Origin of the sequence: Polynucleobacter sp. GWA2_45_21 (genome assembly GCF_001830325.1) — a bacterium.
GTDB lineage: Bacteria > Pseudomonadota > Gammaproteobacteria > Burkholderiales > Burkholderiaceae > Polynucleobacter.
The window spans coordinates 1-18,713 of record NZ_MHZG01000004.1 but is presented as its reverse complement, the minus strand read 5'-3'; the positions used below and the strand labels follow the sequence as shown (position 1 = coordinate 18,713).

The following is an 18,713-nucleotide window of genomic DNA, read 5'->3' as shown; positions in this document are numbered from 1 at the left end:
TGAATGATTCACTTAGCGTATGACGCCGTAAGCTAGCATCAGAAGCGTTCCAGTCAATAGGGCTGGAACGAGGCGGTGTGCTGGCTTAGAAACCATCACACCAAGACTGAGAAGACAAATCAGAATCCGAATCCATAATGGCACCGTTGCTAATAGGCCAATTGGCATCAAGACCATTCTGACTACTAAAGCTGCAACCATGGCATAAGTTACCGCGGCAAGCCAACGAAAGATTTCGCTCTCTTGGTTAATTTTTTTGGCGAGCAAAACACCAATGGCACGGCAAAAATAGGTTCCAAGAGTCGCACCAGCTAAGGCAATCCATAAACCCCAGCCTTGAAGAGCAGTATTCATTAACCTATGACCCCTGCTTTCTTACGCAATACTTTGCGATCAAATAAATAGGCAGCAGTTCCAGCGACTAAACCAGTCGTCAGCAAGCTGGTATCGCGATCCAAGATAAAGAAAAATGGGCCTAGTACAAATCCCAGGCCAATGGCAATTCGATTAATCCAGACCTTTACCTCGGTAAATGTCAGCAAAAAGAATAAAGGGTTAATAAAAACTAGGCCAAGGGTAATCGCCGGCGGAACCATACCAGCCAAGTAGTAACCCAAAATAGTTCCGGGCACTGAGATTAGCCAACACAGCAAACCAAGCCCTATGAAATAACTCAATCGATGTTTGGCCTCAATAGTCTGAAACTCACGCATGGAGATGGCCCATGCAGTCATTGCTAGCAGATGAACCGAAGCGTAGAGGCCATGGTTACGATCTTTTTCATGAAACTGAGGAAAAAGTGTCACGGTCATCGTGATAAAGCGCGTGGAAGTCAAAGTCACTGCCAGTGCAATAGCTAATACAGAAGATCCCGTTATTGCCATCTCTAGCAATACCACCTGACCAGGCAATGCAAACATCAAAAAACTAGTGGCACTGGTAAACCAGACATCCATGCCGTTCGTTTTGCCCATCGCACCAAAACCCACCATGCCTGCAAACAAGACCATAGCAGGAGCGCCTGCAGCATCCCGAATGCCAGACCAAAAAGCATGACTGGAATCTTTAAAGCGCTGTACACCCGAACCCTCTAGAGCAATTTCGCTAGGGTCTATATAGGGTTTATCGGCTAATGACATGAAATCATTGTAAGTGAGATGGGGCGCAAGCTTTCAAAGTGACTAGGCATCCAGGGCCCACTGAATATGCTCAGCTACCAAGTCATCTGAGCTTGGTAGGCCAGCCAATAAAGCCTCCCTGAGGGAGCGCTGATCAATCTCCGATACCTCGCCATCAGCCAAGGCATTCCCCATCGCAACGGCTAGGTTTCTGCGCCAGCGAGAGTAGCCGATACGGCGGATGGCACTGCCCTCATGACGTTTTTCGAATTCTTCCTCAGTCCAAGACCAAAGCTGCAAGAGACTAGCCTTTCCGAGACCATGTCGTTCAGCAAAATCAGGCAAGGCTGTACGCTTTGCAAATTTATTCCAAGGGCAAATCAGCTGACAGTCGTCACATCCGTAAACACGATTGCCCATCGCTCTACGAAATTCCACCGGAATGGCATCTGGATTTTCAATCGTTAAATAAGAAATGCATCGGCGTGCATCTAATTGGTATGGTGCTGTAATGGCTTGTGTGGGACATATATCAATACAAGATTGGCAAGTACCACAATGTGAATCTTCTTCTTGGTCAACTGGCAACGGAACATCTACCAAGATTTCACCTAAAAAGAATGTGGACCCAGATTCACGATTAAGTAGCAAGGTATGTTTACCTCGCCAACCTAAGCCTGCCTTACGAGCCAACTCCACCTCCATTAATGGTGCTGAGTCGGTAAATACGCGATAACCAAATGAGCCAATTTTCTTTTCGATGATTTGCGCAAACTCCTGCAAACGATTGCGCATCACCTTGTGATAGTCGCGCCCACGGGCGTACATGGATACAACTGCCTGGGTCGGCTCAGCTAAACGCTGCCACTCATGGTCAAAGTCTATTTCAGGAGATAGGTAGTTCATCGTGACGCAAATGACCCTAACAGTACCTGGAACCAGCATGCCGGGATCAGAGCGTAAATCAGCATGTTTAGCCATGTACTCCATCTGGCCATGACGCCCTTGATCTAACCACTCACGCAGCCTCTCTGTGGCCGATCCAAGATGGGTATCAGTGATGCGCAAGCCATCAAAACCCAACTGACGAGACTGCTCATTAAGCCATTCACGAAGATGGATCTGATCAACAGCGTTCGGTATTTGGGAAGAAGTCATACGTAATACAGAATGTATCTTAATAATTGAATAAACTAGGCAAATGGCTCAGAATTCATTTACTCAACATTGTAGGCAAGAAGCGGATACGATCGCCTTGGCACAAAAACTTGCCTCCAGCCTCAGCCACCTATTTCAGGCAGATCAAAGTATTCACCTCAATATCTCTCTAGAAGGCGATCTTGGAGCCGGCAAAACCACCTTTGCTCGTCACCTGATACAAGCCCTTGGATATTCAGGACGAGTGAAGAGCCCGACCTATACCTTGTGCGAACCCTACCCCATTGAACTCAACAGTGGCAATCCATCGTCAGCAGCAAGCATTACAGCTCATCACTTTGATCTTTATCGCATGAGAGATCCACTAGAGTGGCAAGAAGCTGGCTTTGCAGAACATTTTGATGAGCCTGGATTCTGCTTGGTAGAGTGGCCAGGGAAAGCTGAGGACACCCTACCTGCTTTTGATATTGAAATTCATCTCAGCGCCGGCGAAGATGAGAATGCAAGACAAATTGAGCTCAAAGCAAACTCCGAACACGGGATTGCTGCCATAGAGAAATTACACGCCCAATAGAGATGAGTAAGTTACCCCTCAATTCCTCCAGAAGAAAGCATCTCAAAACTTCAGCAAAGATGCTGGGTTTTATTCTCTTTTTTGGCGAGGCGGAGATTGCTTGGGGCGCTAAGATATTGGGCGTACGCATTTGGCCAGCAGAAGATTACACGCGGATCACGCTCGAATCCGATAAAGCACTACCTATCACCCAACAATTACTCACCAATCCCGATCGCTTGGTAGTTGATGTTCAGGGCATGGAATTTAACTCCACCCTGAAAGACCTGGTAGCCAAGGTCAAACCTAACGATCCCTACGTTTCACAAATTCGTGTGGGGCAATTTCAACCTGGCATGGTGCGTTTGGTATTTGACCTCAAAGAACCAGTTAAACCTCAACTCTTTACGCTAGATCCCATTGCGGAATATCAATACCGTATGGTTCTCGATCTCTATCCAGCGACACCGCCAGATCCTTTAATGGAATTAGTTAGGAGTAGTGCCCGCAAAGAAAGTGCACTAGAAAAAGCTAATGAAGAAATCGATTTGATTGCGCAATTTGCTAGCCAGAAAGAAAAAGAAGCTCCAAAAGCCCCGGTAGCTCAAGCCATTCCAGATGTAAAACAACCTGCAGCTCCAGCAAAACACAAGCGCCTCATTACCGTTGCCATCGATGCAGGCCATGGTGGAGAGGATCCAGGCGCAATTGGCGCGATGGGATCCAAAGAAAAAAATGTTGTTCTTTCTATTGCGAAACGCTTGCGCGACAAAATTGATAATGATGCGTACATGCGCCCTTTTCTTACTAGAGATGGTGACTACTTTGTGCCACTACATACGCGAGTGCAAAAAGCACGTCGAGTGGAGGCGGATTTATTTGTCTCGATTCATGCAGATGCATTTATCGAGCCCAGAGCCAAAGGCGCTTCCGTTTTTGCCCTATCCCAAATGGGTGCCAGTAGCACTACTGCACGCTGGATGGCCAACAAAGAAAATGCCTCGGATTTAATTGGCGGCATCAATATCAAGACGCAAGATAAGCAGGTTGCTAACTTATTACTAGATATGTCGACCACCGCCCAAATCAAAGACTCGCTTCAAGTGGGCCAGTCGATCTTGAAGCAAATTGGTGGATTTGCTCCGCTACATAAAAACAAGGTGGAGCAAGCCAGCTTTGCCGTCCTCAGAGCGCCTGATATCCCCTCAATCCTGGTTGAGACAGCCTTTATCAGCAACCCTCAAGAAGAGGCTCGCCTCAATGATGACGCTTATCAAGACCGCATTGCTGAGGCAATTTTGAGAGGAATTAAGGACTATTTCTCCAAAAATCCACCTGTTGCCAGACGCGCTAACGCCTAGCGCACTTGTAAGTACAAGGCATACAGGGCAACACCCGAAAACCGGGGAAGCCAAACCAAGTTCTTGCTATAATTTCTGTCTTACTGGGTCGGTAGCTCAGTCGGTAGAGCAGCGGACTTTTAATCCGTTGGTCGCGAGTTCGAATCTCGCCCGACCCACCAGTAATACAAAGGGATCACAGCAATGTGGTCCCTTTTCTTTTGGCTATTTGAAATGTCATGGTCACTGCTTGGAACAATGCGGAACTGAATGGACGTTTCAAGTGGGGATGATCTACGCTGGGTGAGACTCATGGACCGCGAGCGTCTCGAAACGCGACAGTTTGTCGGGTAAGCCGACAATCATGATTAATCAAACTTCTTTAAATAATCATCAAGCTCTCGACAAAAAATGCAGTAGTCGCAAAACGAACTTGACCAAGCGGTAAGATCAGTATTGGAGACTTGATGGCTACCAAAGCCATCGATAACCATGAAGTGAGCACAATCATCTATAGCATTAATAAGGCTTACATGCTTCGGCTCCAAATATATGAGTTGCCCTAATACCCTTCCAATTGCAACTCTACTTCTTCGATTGTGATATTCAAAGTATTGAATCCAATTTGCTGCAACACCAGGATAACCTATGCGCAATGGTGCCTCTGAGTAGGGGTGAATTTTTGCAAATGCTAAGCTAACGTCTTCGACGTTCAAGTTTTTCAATGTGAGAGCAACACTGGAAGCCTTGCTTATTTCCGACAATTGCCCAAGGCAAGATCCAGTTATCGAATTGGAATGCCTCCCAACATATGGCCAGATAGTTTTTCTATCTGATACTGCTTTGAGATGAACTACAAAGAAATAAAAAATAAAACTAGCTAAAACTGAAATCAAAATTGCATCGAAAACTACACCAAAATCATATATCAGCTGACTTGATGCAGGAATAGAATTTAAGAAAATAACCTTAATTCCAAGGATTACCAACGCTATCAAGGCAATTAAATTAGCTTCTATGGGGCATGTTTTCAAATACTTCAACATATCAACCCCTTAACCGATCTTTAAAAGGTAAAAGATTGCTAGAAATCCCCATTTGCGATTCAAATTTCTCCACAAATTCAATCGAATTATTTAGAGCCCACAATAAGGTTTTATGACTAGACCACGCTCTTGGAAATAAAGGTGTTTCCGTTGGATAAAACGAACTGCCAATTGCTTTACCAGATATAGCTACAGAAATTTTTCGATGCTCTACTTGCTCATCAGACCACTCTGGTCTGTAATGAACAAAACCATTTCTGAGTTTAATTAGCGCATCAATATCTTGATAAGGTCGACCGCCTTTTTCTAAGGCAGGTTTATTTGCAAGGAATAATGCCAAGTCATACTTCTCAACAGTTGGCTTTTTTTCGTACAACTCCCACAGCTTAGCAACAACATCAATTCGTAAATCGGGGAATATAACGTCTTTATATAGAACAAATAGCTCGTTAGCGTAAGCCTCCAAAGCGGCTACCAACGAAAATATCGTAGCAATAGAAAAAGACTGTATTTCCTCAAAGAAATCCCCAAACACTTCACCAACATGGTCAGTCTCTAACTGGCCAACTTTTCTTGAAAAAGATGCTGCAGATAAAAAATGTGTAATTGATAGACTTGAAATAACTCTTGATTGAATTGAGTCAACTGCAGAAACAGCCTCCAAAGATGACACAGAAACATTGGCATCAGTCACAGACATGGCTCCAAGAAAAAATCAACCATTCTTCGACGAATTCTTATAAAGCAATACCAACCCAGTTATTGGGGCAAAGAAGAATCCCATAAAGAACCAAAGCCAAGCATTGCGATTGGTTGTCTGCGCCCAATAAGCACAGAAGATCCCAAACAAGAAAAAGCCTACCCCAGAGTATTCATTCATCATAGTAATTTACAAGTCCCAAAAGCAATTCCACCACGACCGTTGTTTTCAACAAACCTCAAGTCTGGAAAGAGTTGAATGTCGTACTGACTTCTAAATAAGTAGAACTTCTTGTATCCCACATGCTTATCTACTTCTACCCTATCAATATCGTAGGAATCACAAGTGACTTTATTGTCGTTGGGTTTAATACTGCATCTATCGACTTTGGGTTTGTCTGAATCGTGGATTCTGAAGGAAAACTTGTACTTTTCCATTTGAGCTGGCTGGTAGACATTCTCAAAGTCCAGCTTTCTCGTAGCTGTACAGTCATAACTGGCGGCATTGACTAGTCCAGCCGCTAGCAGTAATCCCAGGAATACAGAGTATTTCATTAAAAGCCTTTGGCAACTGAAGGGCTGGCTCAGTTTAGTTACGTGATTGATAACTGTCTAGCCCTGATCTAGAGGGTTTTATAACTAACAAGTGTCCTGTTTCGAGACACTTGTTATAGAAATTTCACCAAAGATTCTTCGTGAACTATCTTTATGGGAATGCCATCGGAGCGATATTGAATAGCTTTCTCGACTTTAGCGCCAAAATTACCATGCTTCCATTGATCGCTGCCTAAGCCGCCCACTACCAAGTAATTTAACTTTTTAGTGACACCAGCCAGTATCAAACCACCCCTCTTGGAGATCTCATTGGCACACTTATCCTTATCGCCCAATAGAAAATTTCCACTTAAACAAAAGGTATGGGATGCAAATTCAATTACATCTAGCTCGTCTGGATGAAAATCGATCTCCTCAGCAACCTGCGAGACTTTAGCAAGAGCGCCCGCAGTAATTGCACTCAGACTATTCAACAAAGAGCTGCGCTCATTTTCTGAAACTATTCTATCGGAAAGTATTTGCTTAAGTTGCTGCGCAATCACACTCCCAGGCCACGAAGTTGAAACTGTAGGATTCGCCTTAATCCAGTCATTAACAAACATGATTTCAGAATCATGTAAATGCCTATCCGAGATTACGGCACCAACAATATCTAATAAGCTCTTGCAGGCCTCACTTACCTTAGGCGTAAGGCTACTTGCGGCTCTCTGATAGGCATTTTCAGATGTGTTTTTAAATACGTAATCGTTTGCGGTCAAAAGATTTTTAAGGTAATTTCCATTGCCTGTGGAATGGAAAAGACAAGCACTTAATGTATCTACATCTCCTTCTGCTGAATGGGCATTAATTTGTGGGATATCTAATGCCGACGCAACCGAAGATAAAGATTTCCCCGATGCAAATGGCCAAGGCCATTGGTTGATGGTGCAGCGCCAGGATTTATCCTTGATTCCAGGGTAAAGCGGCTGAAGCATTCGACTATCAAAATCAGCGTTGTGCGCAACAATAACATCAGCATTAGATAGTAAAACCGCAACTTTCTCGTGATCGAAATCCCGACCAGCAAGGTCTGCTTTAGAGATTTTATGAACCTTTTGCGCCATAAAACTAATCGGGACCGTTGGCTCACGCCTACCGCTGTAAGTATCTAGCTTTGCAACTAAATTGCCGGTCGAATCTACTTCATATAAAGCTGCAGCTATTTCAATGGGCTCGTCCGAGCTAGAAACTCCGCTAGTCTCTGTATCAAGCACTAATACCTTAGTCATCGGACTCCTCAGAAGCGCAAAGTAATTTAACGTTAGAGGTATAGGTAACAGGCACACCTGTTCGTGTGCATATCATTCGTATTTCACTCTCTAGATCTATATCCAGATTTTCCCCACGAAGACCCTGCCACATAGCCACATAAAGCAGACCACCATATTTATTCTTAGTTTTGAGGGGCTTACCCACGCCACCCTTCCAACCCAACATAACTAATTCACCATTTTTAGCTCTTGCAGCCAATTCTGGGTCTGACTTTGCCTTATCCCTTCCGGTTTCCCAAGATGTTATTAATCCTTGGTCCTCACCATTCCATAAAACATCGTAATCAGTGGTTTGCCGTTTGGACTCGGAAATATTGCGATAAATTCTCATAATTTCCAATCTTATCAGCCTGGCGAACTTATTCAAATTTCTATAGGGATTTGCTCCCGCATGCCTAGGAAAAGATATACATGGGACGCTAGGAACCCGGTTTCGCGACGCTAGCATAGCAATTTGCACTTATTTTCCAAAAAGCTCTTGAAAGAATTGATATCTCAGGTATCTTTATAAAAAAAAGAACATTTTGAGGTTTTTATGAGCAAGTGGATTATTTCTGTTTTATTACTTATTGAGCTTGGACTTGTAACGTTTGCACTATTTTATCTGAGCTTTTGTCATCCCGACGCTGTACCAGTTGCACTTAAAAACATACTGCTAAGCATCCTCTTTGGGGGTCTTGGCGGCACCATCTATTGTTTGCGAGGGGTCTACCTCAATGCATGCGTTCGCAAGAAATGGGATTCTGACTGGGCGCCTTGGTATCTCATAAGGCCATTTTTAAGTCTTGCCTTAGGGGGCATAAGCTATCTATTAATAAAGTCAGGGCTCCTTTTCTTAAATGCAAATCAAGGGGAGCTACATCAGCTTGGGATTTGGCTATTAGCCTTTTTGGCCGGCTTAAATGTAGATAAAACACTATCAAAAATTGAGTCTATAGGTCAATCAGTATGGGGAATTGAGCCATCCAAACAATCAGAAAAACATGAGGGTAAAAATGGATGATTTTTATGAGATAGATATTTTGGATGTTGATTCAGATAAGAGTGGTGATGCAATTTGCCTAAGATATAAACTTAATGGAGCAACGTATATTCATGTTGTAGACGGTGGGTTTCAGGATACAGGGAATATTCTCGTTACCCATATTAATGAGCATTATGATGACCCAATTCATATCAATCATGTAGTTCTCACACACAATGATCAAGACCATGCTGGCGGATTAAGAAAAATTCTTGAAGAATATGAAGTTGGCACCCTTTGGATGCTTAAACCATGGGACTATGCCCATGAAATTATTCATCGCTTCAGCAGGTATGCGTCCGTTGAAAGCTTGCAAAAAAAATTGCGAGAAATTTATTCAAATATTGATGCTCTTGAAAAAATTGCGATCGAAAATGGAATTGAAATCAGAGAGCCCTTTCAAGGAAAAAAAATTGGTGAATTTATAGTTTTATCGCCATCAAAAAAGGCTTACCTCGATCTAATTGTAGATTCACCAAAAACTCCAGACGCAAAAAACATAGCTGAGAATATTCAGAGGGCGGGGCTTACTACATTGCCATACCCTATACCCTTACCTCAGACTACACTCAACAGCTTTATGACATCACCACTCTCCACTCTTGGTGAAATTTATTCAAAAACAGTTGAATTTATCAAGTCAGCATGGGGTGACGAGAACCTATCTCAAGAAGAGACTAGCCCAGAGAATGAAATGAGCATTGTTCAGTATGCGAATTTACATGGAAGAAAAGTTTTATTAACTGGTGATGCAGGAAAAGCAGCGCTGAGAAGTTCAATTAACTATGCAACAACAATTGGAATTCAATTTCCTGGAATCAATTTTTTTCAAGTTCCTCACCATGGATCCAGAAGAAATGTTTCGTCAGAAATTCTTGATGAGATTCTTGGGCCCATACTAAAAAATAAACCTCTACCCGGAGAAGAGCAATTTACGGCAGTCGTGAGTGCAGCAAAGAAAGATGCTAACCATCCCAGGAAATCAGTCATTCGCGCAATAATTCATAGAGGGGGGAAGTTAGTCAAAACAGAAGGAAAGCATCTTCGCCATAGCCATAAAGCACCCCCTCGAACTGGTTGGGGCCCTGCTGAACCAGCACATTACCCAGATGATCAAGAAGCATAGAGTTAAGCAATCGATAGCCATACAAAATGACAGAAAATAAATTACCGCACCTAAAAGAAACAATACAAATAAGTGCCACCCCAAATGTGGTTTGGAGATTCCTTACTGAACCACAATTGCTTTCAAAATGGTGGTGGATATCACCACACCAAGGTAGAGTTGTTGAAATGAATGTCTCAGCATGTGGACACACAACCATTTCATCAATCATTAATGGTAGAGAAGTCCATAGTACCTACGTCTATATTCTAGTTGTCAAATGTCAGAAATTGATAGCGACTACCGCCCTGACTAAGCAACTTTACCCATCATCCTCCTCGCTTGCTGAAACCATAATATTTAACTTAAGGCCATTTCAAAATGGAACGGAACTGACAGTAGATGCTCATTTTAAAGATATGAACGTAGTAAGCTGGCTTTGGAATCGTGGTTACTACACAAAGTGGATCAATAACCTCACAACTCTAAAACAACTAGCCATTAGTTTGCAAGACCAGGTTTCGAAATCAAACTCAACTCCGCCTGCCCAGCCTTGATCTTTTGTCTAGCCCGCTCAGCCTTTATAGCCTCTTGATCTCGCTTTACTCGATCCTTCATTGATTTAAGTCTGGCTTGTTCTGGGCTTAGGGGCTTTATGGGTGCTATTTCATCGAATCTCATAGTTAACCAATCTGCAAGGGTTGATGTGGCACGTTTTTAGCGCCAAAGATAGCTTGAAACAACTTGTATGCCTGGGCTTGATTTTGGGCGTACAAAATCGTTTCTACCCACATCCCTGCTGCATTGACGGTTGCCTTATATCTTTTCATATAGATATTTAGCTTTTCTTAACCGTAAAGCAGTATGCATAAGGGCCTCTAGCAACTAGACGCCCTTATGCTTAAATTAATACCTTCAAAATTACATCCCTCTTTTGCTCCAGTGTGTAGCCAACAGTCCCATACATATTAAATTCACTCCCGCCACTACTATGCCCTGTAATGCTTTCTGCTAGACGTGTAGGTATGTCATTACGAGCCTTCATTCTGTCAATAATGGCATGCCTAAACATATGACTCTTAAAGTCAAATTGTTTAAGTGTTTTCTTAATAATTTGGGAGCAACTAGAATTTCCATTATCTCTTGCGTAATGCGGCACAAACCAGTCGCTGTTTTTCATTTTTGCAATCTTATATAGCTCTTTTGCAGCATCTAGTGACACGCCGCATAGCGGCACGGCTCTAATACTGGATTTGGTCTTTCTGTCGCTTAGGACATTTCGCCTAATCCACAAGTGCGGAATATCATGATCCAAGACACAATCTTCCAATCTCGCAAACAAAGGTTCGCTCAACCTAAATCCCGTATTGAGCTGTATCAGTGCCACCAGCTTATGTGCAGTCGAGTTTTTTAACAAATGCTCTTTTACTTGCTGTATTAACTGAGTGGTAATGATTGGCATAGAACGCTTTGTTTCACCCTCACCTCTAATTTTTAATGCCCTAAAAGGACTTAGCCTATCTATATCTAAATGTTTAAATGCGACATTGAGCATAGCGTTCAAAGTATTGTTGTGTTTACGAACGCTCGTAGGGCTTATGCCTCTGTTAAGTTGGTAATCTCTATATTCCGTAATATGCCAATGCTTGAGCTCTTCTAATGTTAAATCACCAAAGAACTCTTTAAAGCTACGAAAATGGTAGTTAGCATGCTTCACAAATGTTGGGCGATGAGAAGATTTAGCTTCATGCATATAGATTTCAAAAGCATCTGTAATCGTGGGTAGCTTGCCACTTTTTTGCCTTGCTAAATGCTCGCCAATAACCTTAGCAATAAACTCTTCTTCAAAATTCATACCATTGACATTAATTAATCTTTCAACTTTGTCAAAGACGATTGGATGGGGTTTTATTACAACTGCTCGCATAGTTTTCCTTATTAAAGTAAAGTTGGATTACTCAGCAATAGGCGCCACCTTGAATTTGAGATCCCCCAGCTTACCTACGAAATCCAGCTCTTAATAAGTCACTAGCATTTTCAATTTGTGCATCTAAATCACCTGCTTCTACTGCAACCTTAACCGCTTCAAGTGCCTTAATTAAATCTTCTGCACTATCAACTTGAATACTGGGTTTGCCTTTTGCTAACTCAAGTATTCGCGCTCCATATTTAATGGACACGCATACTTTGCCCTCCTCCGTCTGAAACCACCAAGGCTTGATCCTCTTGGGAACCTCCACTTGCTTACGCACCCCTGTGTGAGCATCCTTAATGCTACGGAACTTCATTAATACAAATGGGGTTCCCGATAACTGCCCTTTTGCTAATTGAATCTGCTCCCACAAATGACTAGATAACTTATTCCTACGAATAACAATGGCTGGTTGGTGCATCGGCTTTTTGACTGCTACTAGGTTGAGGCTACTTAATTGACTCATATGCATCTCCTTGTGATCAATGGCGTGATTGCCTATATACAGGTTAATTTCAGAGCTTTTTAAGGTCGACCTCTTTTTAGATCACGAGCAAATCGGCTCATTTTGGACATAAAAAATATGGTTTTTATTAACAAGGGCTAAATATTTACGAGTCGCGTAATGAGTTGCATTGAGATGCGAAGAAGAAATAAGTTGCAGTAAGAGATGCAGTTAGTTGCTGTATTGGGGGCAAATGAGTAGCTCTGAACAGCAACTCAAGCAACAGCAACTATCTTTTGTCTCTGCTACTCCTTGCATCTCAAGCAACACCGCGACTCCTTTCAATATTCAAGGAGATTAAAAATGAAAGAAATCACAGCCCGCTTATGGGAAAACAAGATGTACGGAACAACCTTCGGCAAAGGTCAATATCGCAAGGCCATCTATAACGGCACATTAGAGATCCCCAATCCTTATGCCAAGTATTTAGTAGATTTTGAGGAAGTTGAAGCCTGGTTTCACTTTCCAAAGAGTCCAGTGCATGTGGAAATGGCAGGACGCTTAAGCAATATCCCAGCTAATGAGGATGGAGTATTGATGAGTTGGATCTACCGCTACGAGAATGGCTCAAAAAGCCCTATTGAGGGATATGCGTCTTTGGATATGAACTACAGCAGAATTTATATTGAAATTAAAGATTCAGAGCACGGAATAAATGATTACTGGGAATTGCCAATCCGCAGCTGTATTGCCAGAATTCCCGGCAAACCCACCCCAGCACTGATAGCCACAACGCAATCAGAGCTAAATTCCCCTCAAAAACCGTCTACAAACGGCGTATTTGTCGGTGGGCATAAGCAAGCACTTGAGAACTTACAAAAATACGCTATCCAGTAATTTGAAGCATTAGCTAAGGTCGTCGTCTAAAGACGACAGATCTTAATGAAGATTGCTAAATACTTATAAGCAAATACGGGTTAAGAAAATAACTATATTCTTAACCCGATTTGTAAGTCATTGATTCTTGGAAGATCTTTTTGTCCTGTTACACGACAGTTAGCAAACAAACTGAGGTCGACCTTTTCCCGTTAAGGAAACATACTTAAAACGCACATTTTATTTATGACAGGAAAAACAAATGGCACAAGCAAAAACCTTATCTCAAGCAGAACTTGATATTGTTCTAGACTACGTCAGCACCAAAAAATATGCCTTGCGTGATCGCGCAATCATTCTTACCAGTTTTCTCGGAGGCCTTCGCGTAGCCGAAATAGCCTCTTTAACGATGGGTGATGTAGTGAACCCCGATGGCACCATTAAAAATGAGATTCGCCTCTCAGCCGCCCAGACCAAGGGCAAATATCCCAGAACCGTCTTTGTTTCGCAGCGTTTGCAGGTGGAGTTAGCCAACTACCTCACAACAAGACACGCCAAAGGCGCTGATATCCCCTTTTTTCACACAGATCACCGCTTACGCTTTAGCCCAAATGGCTTATGCGTTTGGTTTCACCAGCTGTATAAGAATGTGGGCATCAGTGGTGGTAGCAGCCACTCTGGAAGGAAGTTCTTTATCACCACCTTGGCTAATAAAGGCATTGGCGTGCGAATCTTAGCCTCATTAGCTGGTCATCGATCCATTGCGGTGACTCAAAGGTACATCGATGTCAATGATGAGCAAAAGAGACAGGCCGTTGAACTGATCTAAGTGAGTTCGGACTCAAAGACTTTGCCCAGGGTTGTGCCATGGTGAAATGTCAGTCCGATTGCATAAAAATCATGCTATAATGCAATCATGCAGCATGAATATAGGAGAATGCCATGGGCGCAGTCATAGATCACCAGGTTATTAAGTCGATTGGATCAAGCGGACAAATTTCGCTTGGTAAAGAGCATGCAGGACGTCAAGTACTAGTAGAAACGCCTGAGCCAGGGGTTTGGGTGATTCGTACAGCCACGGTTATTCCTGATAATGAACGTTGGATGCATACGCCTGCCGTTAAAAAGGACTTATCGGCTGCTCTAGCTTGGGCACAAAAAACCCCGGCAAAAGCGACTGATCTTTCTAAATTAAAAATGGCTAAAGCGCATGGCACGAAACGTAAAGCCTGAGCCATTAGTTGAGCTTGATCTCAATAGCCCGGTCTTTCAATCTACCTGGGAGACATTGGAGTTAGCCGAACAAGAGAAGGCCTTTGCTACTTTTGAGAAGATCACGCAACTGACCTGGAACCAGGTTTACCGTGACAAAGGTCTCAAATGGGAAAAGATTCATAGTATCCCCGCCCCAAAGGGTATCGATGCACTCTACTCGTTTCGGGTTAGCAAATCAATTCGGGGGATCGGCTTTAGAGAGGATCACTTTCTTAGAGTGTTATTAATTGAGCCAGACCACGATGCCGCCTACGGAAAAAAGTAATCAACTAAGCAGCTAATCAGCAATTAGACTCTGATCAACCAGCCTATCACCCGGCTGGTTTTTTATTTTTAGAGCGAAGTTTTCGCCTAAGATTAATAGTAAATTGAAAACACTTCACTGAAAATTTTCACAATAATTTCATAGTTAATTTTGTATGAAATTTTCAAACGAAGTTTTTTAGTGATTTTTTCTCAATGTTAAAAACACCTTACAAGCCCCTGTTCATGGGGCTTTGATTTTTCGGAATTTTGTGTCAAGGAAATAAAACAACGCTGTGATTTGTTCGAAAAATCTCAAAAATATACAGTGACTCCATCAACACAAAAAGTTTCATCAGCACTTTCGCTAAAACGTGTTGGTATTTTTAAAACTTGAAGGAGCAACACCATGAGAATCACAGCAAATCAAAAGCAAGAAATCGCTAACGCCACTTTGGTAAAACTAGATGCATTAGCAAACCGTCGTCAAGTCTGGCAACGGGACTTTTACGATAAATCCAATAAGGCGCTTTACGCCCTTCTCTCGGATTGCCTTGGTATGTATTACGAAATTAAAGGCAGCTCTGCTGAGAAAGTCGTTTTAGAAGGTATTAAAGCCAATCTAGAAGGACGTGGCATTAAGGTACAAACCAGCACCCCAGTACTGACCTTGATCGTAAAGTACGTATTTAATGCTGAGCGCCGCCGCGCTTCTGCTTATTCCCGTGCATTACGAGTAGCAGCTAAAGAGTCGATTTCAGTGGGTAATTTCGCTGAATGGGTAATCAAGGTAGGCGGTATTGAAGAAGTAGCCAGTACTAAGGGCATTACCGATGAGACCATTAAAAAGCGTAGTCAGCTTGATAATAAGGTTGCCGAGGTTAAGCAATTATTAGTTAACCAACTACAACACCCGTTGAGTTTGGTGCCAAAAACTGCCTTAGCGCATCCAGCTGATTCTGCTGAATACACGCTCTTAATTGGCAAGATGCTAGCTAGTGGTCAAACGCAGGTCTTAAGCGTTGTTCCGGGTTCGTCTGGCGCCATGATTGAGCAAGCGATTCGCAAGATCGCGCAAGAATTGCTCAACAAGGTCGAGGAGCATGTTAAAGCCCAGGCAGAACTCGCAGCGCAAGCGGCGATTACTGAAGCAGCCAATCAAGCCTTCTTCAAAGAAATGGCTTAAGCCTTTGCAAGTCTTGACAGGGGTGTAGCACTTACTGGCTCACCCCTGCTTTTACCCAATCAGAAAGGAAATACCATGAGCTTCGCACTCAAATATGCACCTAAGACTCTCGATGATGTAGTTATTGGAAGTCAAACCCTTAAAAATAGGCTATCTGACTACATCAATGATCGGGACTTAAAACCCCTCATCCTTCACGGCGGGGTTGGTACTGGCAAAACTACCATTGCCAATTTATTACCTGATGCCATCGAAGGTAAAAAGGCAGAAGTTACCCGTCTTAAAGCAGTGGAATTTAACTCTATCAACGATGTCATGCAGGCGTTTGGTGATCAAACTATGTTTTATCAGGTGTTTACGATCAATGATCAAAAACGCAACTACATCATTTCTAACGAAATTAACTTCACCCCCAAAGCAGCAATAGCTTTTAGAGATGTGATCGATGACATGATTGGTCATACCCAGTTCATCTTTACAACGAACTACATCGATCAAGTTGACATTGCTTTGCGTGATCGTAGTAATTGCTTGGCTGTGCCTCCAGTAACAGCAAAAGACTGGCTTTTCCGAGCGCAGTGGATTTTGCAACAAGAAGGCATCGCCCTGCCAGATGATCAATTACTCAAAGTACTGACCACGCAATTGCAAGTAAGCTCCAGCAATAGAAAGCTTTTAGAGCGTCTTGAGGACTTTGTTAGATCTGTTCGTAACCCCCCGAGCAACCCTGGCGGAATTATTGAGGTGGCACCTACCCCAGAACCCATTAACCCCTTGATGGCTGCTTGACGACCCCAGTACTAGCCCTCCCGGCTAGTACTTATAAGGAATTAATATGCGCTACCCTAGAACAGTCTTTGTTTTTGACACCCCAGACCATGGCATAGATCAAGAATACTTTCAGATGATTAGCTCATCTTCACAGAAGATCTATATCCGCGGGCATTCAAAACCAATTGGGACAATTGATTCTGAGCTTGATGCCATCAAAATTTTAGATGGGTATCTCAACTTTACCGGACCAAATCGCTCCTATATGGTCATCGGCAATCTAAAACATATCGAATTTATAGCCACTAGCCTAGCAGATAAGGATTGCTCCATCTATTGGCTCATGAGTAAGAATTCAGCTTTATGTATTCGCGCAGCTTTAAGCGCCCTGCTTGATCTTCATGAAATGGAAGCCTTATTTAACGAGGCGCTTTACTGCTATACCAAATCCCGAGCTCGTTATCAAGCATTATCCGATTCCACGCACATATCAAACGATGATTTTCCCCAGCTCATTTCAGACATTATTGATGGGCAAAAGCAGATTGAGCTAAGAGCGGATATTGAAAGTCTTTTATGTGAAGAATTGCATATCGGGAAGTTTGAGATCTAAGCCAACTTCGCTGCCGCCATCATTGGGGTGAGTTTTGAATAATGACGTTCTATCATTAATGTAGAAGTACCCATTTGCCTAGCTAGGGTGTGTATATCAACACCTTCAGCTAGCGCAAATGTGGCATAGGTATGACGCAGGCTATACAGACTGCGATTGCGCCCCGCTACATCTTTAAGCAAATTACATTCCTTTAGTAGATTCTCAAACTGAGGATTAAAGTTGTAAGGCTGAACCCCTCTTGGGAAAGTAAATATCAGACGATCTAACCTGGCCTCAATGACTTCATTAAGGTCTTTATATGGCAATTGATGCCAAGCAATTAATCTTTCCAAGCAATCCACTACCGAATGTTTGGCAATTAAATACCGAGGGCCTGTTTTACCGGAAAGCCAGACCTTGAGATACCGCTGATCACCAATCCAGTGCCATTGCAGATGCTTCCAGCGCATGGGCTTGAGCTCCGTTCCAGGCCTAGCACCTGTGTAAAGTAAGAACTCTACATAGGAGCGACATAGTTGCCTCATTTCCTTGGTGCGGGATGATCTGCCGACCTTTTCCCAGCTAGGCATATAGCCCAATAATTGAGCGATTTCTTCCCTGCTAAACGCTGGCCTTGCTTGACTGGGAGAGCCATGGGGATCCAATAAAGGCACCCGATAACTATCGGCAATGAGGTTTTGCTCTCTAGCTAAAGTGACTATCCGGTTATAGGTCGTAGCATGGGTGCGTTTTGTACTTGCCTGGGGATCTCTACCCATCTGTGATGAGCGCCAAGATTCAAAATCCTTAACCAGTTCGGGAGTAATCTGCTTAAGTTGAAATTTGCCGAAAAATGGGATGAGGTATTTATTAAGGACAAACTTGTAATCCTTAAAGATTGCCTTTCCATTGCCTTCTTTATTGGCAATGTCCATTGCCGCGAGATCTTCTTCTGCTAACTGCTTAAATGACTTGGATTTGAGACTTAATTCCTGACTAATCTTAGCCATGGTCTGCTCATAAAGCGCTATTGACGACTGTTTAGCATCTTCAAGATCTGCCTGGCCCGTGCTCATAGAATGCCATTGATCATTAGGCAACTTAAAACGACATTGCCATTGATTACTGCCTGATCGCTTAAAGATGCTTACTAAGCCTCGGTGGAGGCGAATTACATCAGCAGATTGGGATGAACTAGATTTGAAGAAAAGCTGGCTAAGATTTTGCAATTCAAGTGTCGTGTTTCGGGACACTTGTAGCTTAACTTCAGATTTCAGGAAGGTCGATCGGAAAATTTGTCGAGTAAACCGACATTTCATGTGTGGATATCTGGTAGGCAGACTCCGACCCAAAGCAGACCATCAATTCAATAATCTGAGTACGCTAACTCTCACCCAAAACTGAGCGACCTGCTTAACGTAAGTCTTTATTTAACTGATCCA

General features: G+C 42.9%; 24 protein-coding genes and 1 tRNA gene. 13 read left to right on the top strand and 12 right to left on the bottom strand.

From position 1 onward, the window contains the following. Nucleotides 1–12 precede the first annotated feature (12 nt). From A2X74_RS06185 to queG, 3 genes are read right to left on the bottom strand one after another with little or no spacing between them, the layout of a single operon-like run. Nucleotides 13–354: an AzlD domain-containing protein gene (locus A2X74_RS06185; protein WP_293625543.1), complete on the bottom strand. Its 342-nt coding sequence runs from the start codon at nt 352–354 to the stop codon at nt 13–15. Next, nucleotides 354–1,139, bottom strand: a complete 786-nt coding sequence (locus tag A2X74_RS06180) for an AzlC family ABC transporter permease (RefSeq protein ID WP_293625545.1) — start codon at nt 1,137–1,139, stop codon at nt 354–356. The genes A2X74_RS06185 and A2X74_RS06180 overlap by 1 nt, the downstream gene beginning before the upstream one ends. Nucleotides 1,140–1,181: 42 nt before the next feature. Further along, entirely contained in the window at nt 1,182–2,276 is a 1,095-nt protein-coding gene (queG, locus tag A2X74_RS06175) for a tRNA epoxyqueuosine(34) reductase QueG (protein WP_293625547.1), read from the bottom strand. 43 nt (nt 2,277–2,319) lie between these two features. Between queG and tsaE the strand changes: the two genes are divergently transcribed. The 3 genes from tsaE (at nt 2,320) to A2X74_RS06160 (ending at nt 4,351) form a co-directional block, all read left to right on the top strand. Then, a complete protein-coding gene (gene tsaE, locus A2X74_RS06170) occupies nt 2,320–2,850 on the top strand; it encodes a tRNA (adenosine(37)-N6)-threonylcarbamoyltransferase complex ATPase subunit type 1 TsaE (RefSeq protein WP_293625549.1) in 531 nt (176 codons plus the stop codon). Nucleotides 2,851–2,852: 2 nt separating this feature from the next. Then, complete coding sequence (locus A2X74_RS06165) at nt 2,853–4,190, top strand: N-acetylmuramoyl-L-alanine amidase (protein ID WP_363925336.1); 1,338 nt, start codon at nt 2,853–2,855, stop codon at nt 4,188–4,190. Nucleotides 4,191–4,275: 85 nt separating this feature from the next. Then, nucleotides 4,276–4,351, top strand: a tRNA-Lys gene (locus A2X74_RS06160). A gap of 186 nt (nt 4,352–4,537) precedes the next feature. On the opposite strand, the gene A2X74_RS06155 is transcribed toward A2X74_RS06160, so the two are convergent. From A2X74_RS06155 to A2X74_RS06135, 5 genes are all read right to left on the bottom strand, one after another. Further along, nucleotides 4,538–5,215 (bottom strand): hypothetical protein, encoded by a 678-nt coding sequence (locus A2X74_RS06155; protein ID WP_293625551.1) that lies wholly within the window; start codon nt 5,213–5,215, stop codon nt 4,538–4,540. 1 nt (nt 5,216) lies between these two features. Next, on the bottom strand, nt 5,217–5,909 hold the full coding sequence (locus tag A2X74_RS06150) for a hypothetical protein (RefSeq protein ID WP_293625553.1): 693 nt from the start codon (nt 5,907–5,909) through the stop codon (nt 5,217–5,219). Nucleotides 5,910–6,094: 185 nt separating this feature from the next. Then, on the bottom strand, nt 6,095–6,469 hold the full coding sequence (locus A2X74_RS06145) for a hypothetical protein (RefSeq protein WP_293625555.1): 375 nt from the start codon (nt 6,467–6,469) through the stop codon (nt 6,095–6,097). A 113-nt stretch (nt 6,470–6,582) separates the two neighbouring features. Further along, complete coding sequence (locus A2X74_RS06140) at nt 6,583–7,737, bottom strand: exonuclease domain-containing protein (RefSeq protein WP_293625557.1); 1,155 nt, start codon at nt 7,735–7,737, stop codon at nt 6,583–6,585. Further along, nucleotides 7,730–8,110 carry a hypothetical protein gene (locus A2X74_RS06135; protein ID WP_293625559.1) on the bottom strand — a complete coding sequence of 127 codons (381 nt, stop codon included), beginning with the start codon at nt 8,108–8,110 and terminating at the stop codon, nt 7,730–7,732. The genes A2X74_RS06140 and A2X74_RS06135 overlap by 8 nt, the downstream gene beginning before the upstream one ends. A 204-nt stretch (nt 8,111–8,314) precedes the next feature. Here A2X74_RS06135 and A2X74_RS06130 point away from each other — a divergent pair, with 204 nt between their 5' ends. Genes A2X74_RS06130 through A2X74_RS06120 form a run of 3 tightly spaced genes read left to right on the top strand, consistent with a single transcriptional unit; the run spans nt 8,315 to nt 10,465 of the window. Beyond that, nucleotides 8,315–8,782 (top strand): hypothetical protein, encoded by a 468-nt coding sequence (locus A2X74_RS06130; protein ID WP_293625561.1) that lies wholly within the window; start codon nt 8,315–8,317, stop codon nt 8,780–8,782. After that, nucleotides 8,775–9,929: an MBL fold metallo-hydrolase gene (locus A2X74_RS06125; RefSeq protein WP_293625563.1), complete on the top strand. Its 1,155-nt coding sequence runs from the start codon at nt 8,775–8,777 to the stop codon at nt 9,927–9,929. The genes A2X74_RS06130 and A2X74_RS06125 overlap by 8 nt, the downstream gene beginning before the upstream one ends. Before the next feature lie 26 nt (nt 9,930–9,955). Then, nucleotides 9,956–10,465 carry an SRPBCC domain-containing protein gene (locus A2X74_RS06120; RefSeq protein ID WP_216230601.1) on the top strand — a complete coding sequence of 170 codons (510 nt, stop codon included), beginning with the start codon at nt 9,956–9,958 and terminating at the stop codon, nt 10,463–10,465. Between the two features lie 126 nt (nt 10,466–10,591). Here A2X74_RS06120 and A2X74_RS06115 read toward each other — a convergent pair whose 3' ends face one another. The 3 genes from A2X74_RS06115 to A2X74_RS06105 all read right to left on the bottom strand — a co-directional run bounded on the left by A2X74_RS06115 (nt 10,592) and on the right by A2X74_RS06105 (nt 12,346). After that, nucleotides 10,592–10,738, bottom strand: a complete 147-nt coding sequence (locus A2X74_RS06115; RefSeq protein ID WP_216230602.1) for a hypothetical protein — start codon at nt 10,736–10,738, stop codon at nt 10,592–10,594. A 71-nt stretch (nt 10,739–10,809) separates the two neighbouring features. Then, nucleotides 10,810–11,835 (bottom strand): tyrosine-type recombinase/integrase, encoded by a 1,026-nt coding sequence (locus A2X74_RS06110; protein WP_293625572.1) that lies wholly within the window; start codon nt 11,833–11,835, stop codon nt 10,810–10,812. Nucleotides 11,836–11,905: 70 nt separating this feature from the next. Continuing rightward, on the bottom strand, nt 11,906–12,346 hold the full coding sequence (locus A2X74_RS06105; RefSeq protein WP_293625574.1) for a DUF6641 family protein: 441 nt from the start codon (nt 12,344–12,346) through the stop codon (nt 11,906–11,908). Between the two features lie 342 nt (nt 12,347–12,688). On the opposite strand from A2X74_RS06105, the gene A2X74_RS06100 reads away from it, so the two are divergent. The 7 genes from A2X74_RS06100 (at nt 12,689) to A2X74_RS06070 (ending at nt 17,289) form a co-directional block, all read left to right on the top strand. Then, on the top strand, nt 12,689–13,222 hold the full coding sequence (locus tag A2X74_RS06100; protein ID WP_293625576.1) for a hypothetical protein: 534 nt from the start codon (nt 12,689–12,691) through the stop codon (nt 13,220–13,222). A gap of 241 nt (nt 13,223–13,463) precedes the next feature. After that, the gene (locus A2X74_RS06095) at nt 13,464–14,030 is read left to right on the top strand and encodes a site-specific integrase (protein WP_293625578.1); all 567 of its coding nucleotides are present in this window, start codon (nt 13,464–13,466) and stop codon (nt 14,028–14,030) included. Between the two features lie 113 nt (nt 14,031–14,143). Continuing rightward, nucleotides 14,144–14,434 (top strand): hypothetical protein, encoded by a 291-nt coding sequence (locus tag A2X74_RS06090; RefSeq protein WP_106228795.1) that lies wholly within the window; start codon nt 14,144–14,146, stop codon nt 14,432–14,434. Further along, nucleotides 14,412–14,741, top strand: coding sequence for a hypothetical protein (locus A2X74_RS06085; protein ID WP_293625587.1), 330 nt, complete (start codon nt 14,412–14,414; stop codon nt 14,739–14,741). Before A2X74_RS06090 ends, A2X74_RS06085 begins: the two co-directional genes overlap by 23 nt. Before the next feature lie 387 nt (nt 14,742–15,128). Beyond that, entirely contained in the window at nt 15,129–15,905 is a 777-nt protein-coding gene (locus A2X74_RS06080) for a hypothetical protein (protein WP_293625589.1), read from the top strand. 75 nt (nt 15,906–15,980) lie between these two features. Next, complete coding sequence (locus A2X74_RS06075) at nt 15,981–16,694, top strand: AAA family ATPase (protein ID WP_293625591.1); 714 nt, start codon at nt 15,981–15,983, stop codon at nt 16,692–16,694. Nucleotides 16,695–16,740: 46 nt separating this feature from the next. Beyond that, nucleotides 16,741–17,289 carry a hypothetical protein gene (locus tag A2X74_RS06070; RefSeq protein WP_293625592.1) on the top strand — a complete coding sequence of 183 codons (549 nt, stop codon included), beginning with the start codon at nt 16,741–16,743 and terminating at the stop codon, nt 17,287–17,289. Here A2X74_RS06070 and A2X74_RS06065 read toward each other — a convergent pair. After that, nucleotides 17,286–18,347 (bottom strand): integrase, encoded by a 1,062-nt coding sequence (locus A2X74_RS06065; protein ID WP_293625593.1) that lies wholly within the window; start codon nt 18,345–18,347, stop codon nt 17,286–17,288. The genes A2X74_RS06070 and A2X74_RS06065 overlap by 4 nt on opposite strands. Nucleotides 18,348–18,713: the final 366 nt, after the last annotated feature.

Excerpts from the sequence above, each read along its gene's own strand:
- A2X74_RS06155 (WP_293625551.1), bottom strand. The coding sequence starts at position 5,215 with ATGTTGAAGTATTTGAAAACATGCCCCATAGAAGCTAATTTAATTGCC.
- A2X74_RS06125 (WP_293625563.1), top strand. The coding sequence starts at position 8,775 with ATGGATGATTTTTATGAGATAGATATTTTGGATGTTGATTCAGATAAG.
- A2X74_RS06090 (WP_106228795.1), top strand. The coding sequence starts at position 14,144 with ATGGGCGCAGTCATAGATCACCAGGTTATTAAGTCGATTGGATCAAGC.
- A2X74_RS06080 (WP_293625589.1), top strand. The coding sequence starts at position 15,129 with ATGAGAATCACAGCAAATCAAAAGCAAGAAATCGCTAACGCCACTTTG.
- A2X74_RS06165 (WP_363925336.1), top strand. The coding sequence starts at position 2,853 with ATGAGTAAGTTACCCCTCAATTCCTCCAGAAGAAAGCATCTCAAAACT.
- A2X74_RS06140 (WP_293625557.1), bottom strand. The coding sequence starts at position 7,737 with ATGACTAAGGTATTAGTGCTTGATACAGAGACTAGCGGAGTTTCTAGC.
- A2X74_RS06095 (WP_293625578.1), top strand. The coding sequence starts at position 13,464 with ATGGCACAAGCAAAAACCTTATCTCAAGCAGAACTTGATATTGTTCTA.
- A2X74_RS06130 (WP_293625561.1), top strand. The coding sequence starts at position 8,315 with ATGAGCAAGTGGATTATTTCTGTTTTATTACTTATTGAGCTTGGACTT.
- A2X74_RS06065 (WP_293625593.1), bottom strand. The coding sequence starts at position 18,347 with ATGAGCACGGGCCAGGCAGATCTTGAAGATGCTAAACAGTCGTCAATA.
- A2X74_RS06135 (WP_293625559.1), bottom strand. The coding sequence starts at position 8,110 with ATGAGAATTTATCGCAATATTTCCGAGTCCAAACGGCAAACCACTGAT.
- A2X74_RS06075 (WP_293625591.1), top strand. The coding sequence starts at position 15,981 with ATGAGCTTCGCACTCAAATATGCACCTAAGACTCTCGATGATGTAGTT.
- A2X74_RS06120 (WP_216230601.1), top strand. The coding sequence starts at position 9,956 with ATGACAGAAAATAAATTACCGCACCTAAAAGAAACAATACAAATAAGT.
- A2X74_RS06110 (WP_293625572.1), bottom strand. The coding sequence starts at position 11,835 with ATGCGAGCAGTTGTAATAAAACCCCATCCAATCGTCTTTGACAAAGTT.
- A2X74_RS06145 (WP_293625555.1), bottom strand. The coding sequence starts at position 6,469 with ATGAAATACTCTGTATTCCTGGGATTACTGCTAGCGGCTGGACTAGTC.
- A2X74_RS06115 (WP_216230602.1), bottom strand. The coding sequence starts at position 10,738 with ATGAAAAGATATAAGGCAACCGTCAATGCAGCAGGGATGTGGGTAGAA.
- A2X74_RS06070 (WP_293625592.1), top strand. The coding sequence starts at position 16,741 with ATGCGCTACCCTAGAACAGTCTTTGTTTTTGACACCCCAGACCATGGC.
- tsaE (WP_293625549.1), top strand. The coding sequence starts at position 2,320 with ATGGCTCAGAATTCATTTACTCAACATTGTAGGCAAGAAGCGGATACG.
- A2X74_RS06185 (WP_293625543.1), bottom strand. The coding sequence starts at position 354 with ATGAATACTGCTCTTCAAGGCTGGGGTTTATGGATTGCCTTAGCTGGT.
- A2X74_RS06100 (WP_293625576.1), top strand. The coding sequence starts at position 12,689 with ATGAAAGAAATCACAGCCCGCTTATGGGAAAACAAGATGTACGGAACA.
- A2X74_RS06085 (WP_293625587.1), top strand. The coding sequence starts at position 14,412 with ATGGCACGAAACGTAAAGCCTGAGCCATTAGTTGAGCTTGATCTCAAT.
- queG (WP_293625547.1), bottom strand. The coding sequence starts at position 2,276 with ATGACTTCTTCCCAAATACCGAACGCTGTTGATCAGATCCATCTTCGT.
- A2X74_RS06180 (WP_293625545.1), bottom strand. The coding sequence starts at position 1,139 with ATGTCATTAGCCGATAAACCCTATATAGACCCTAGCGAAATTGCTCTA.
- A2X74_RS06105 (WP_293625574.1), bottom strand. The coding sequence starts at position 12,346 with ATGAGTCAATTAAGTAGCCTCAACCTAGTAGCAGTCAAAAAGCCGATG.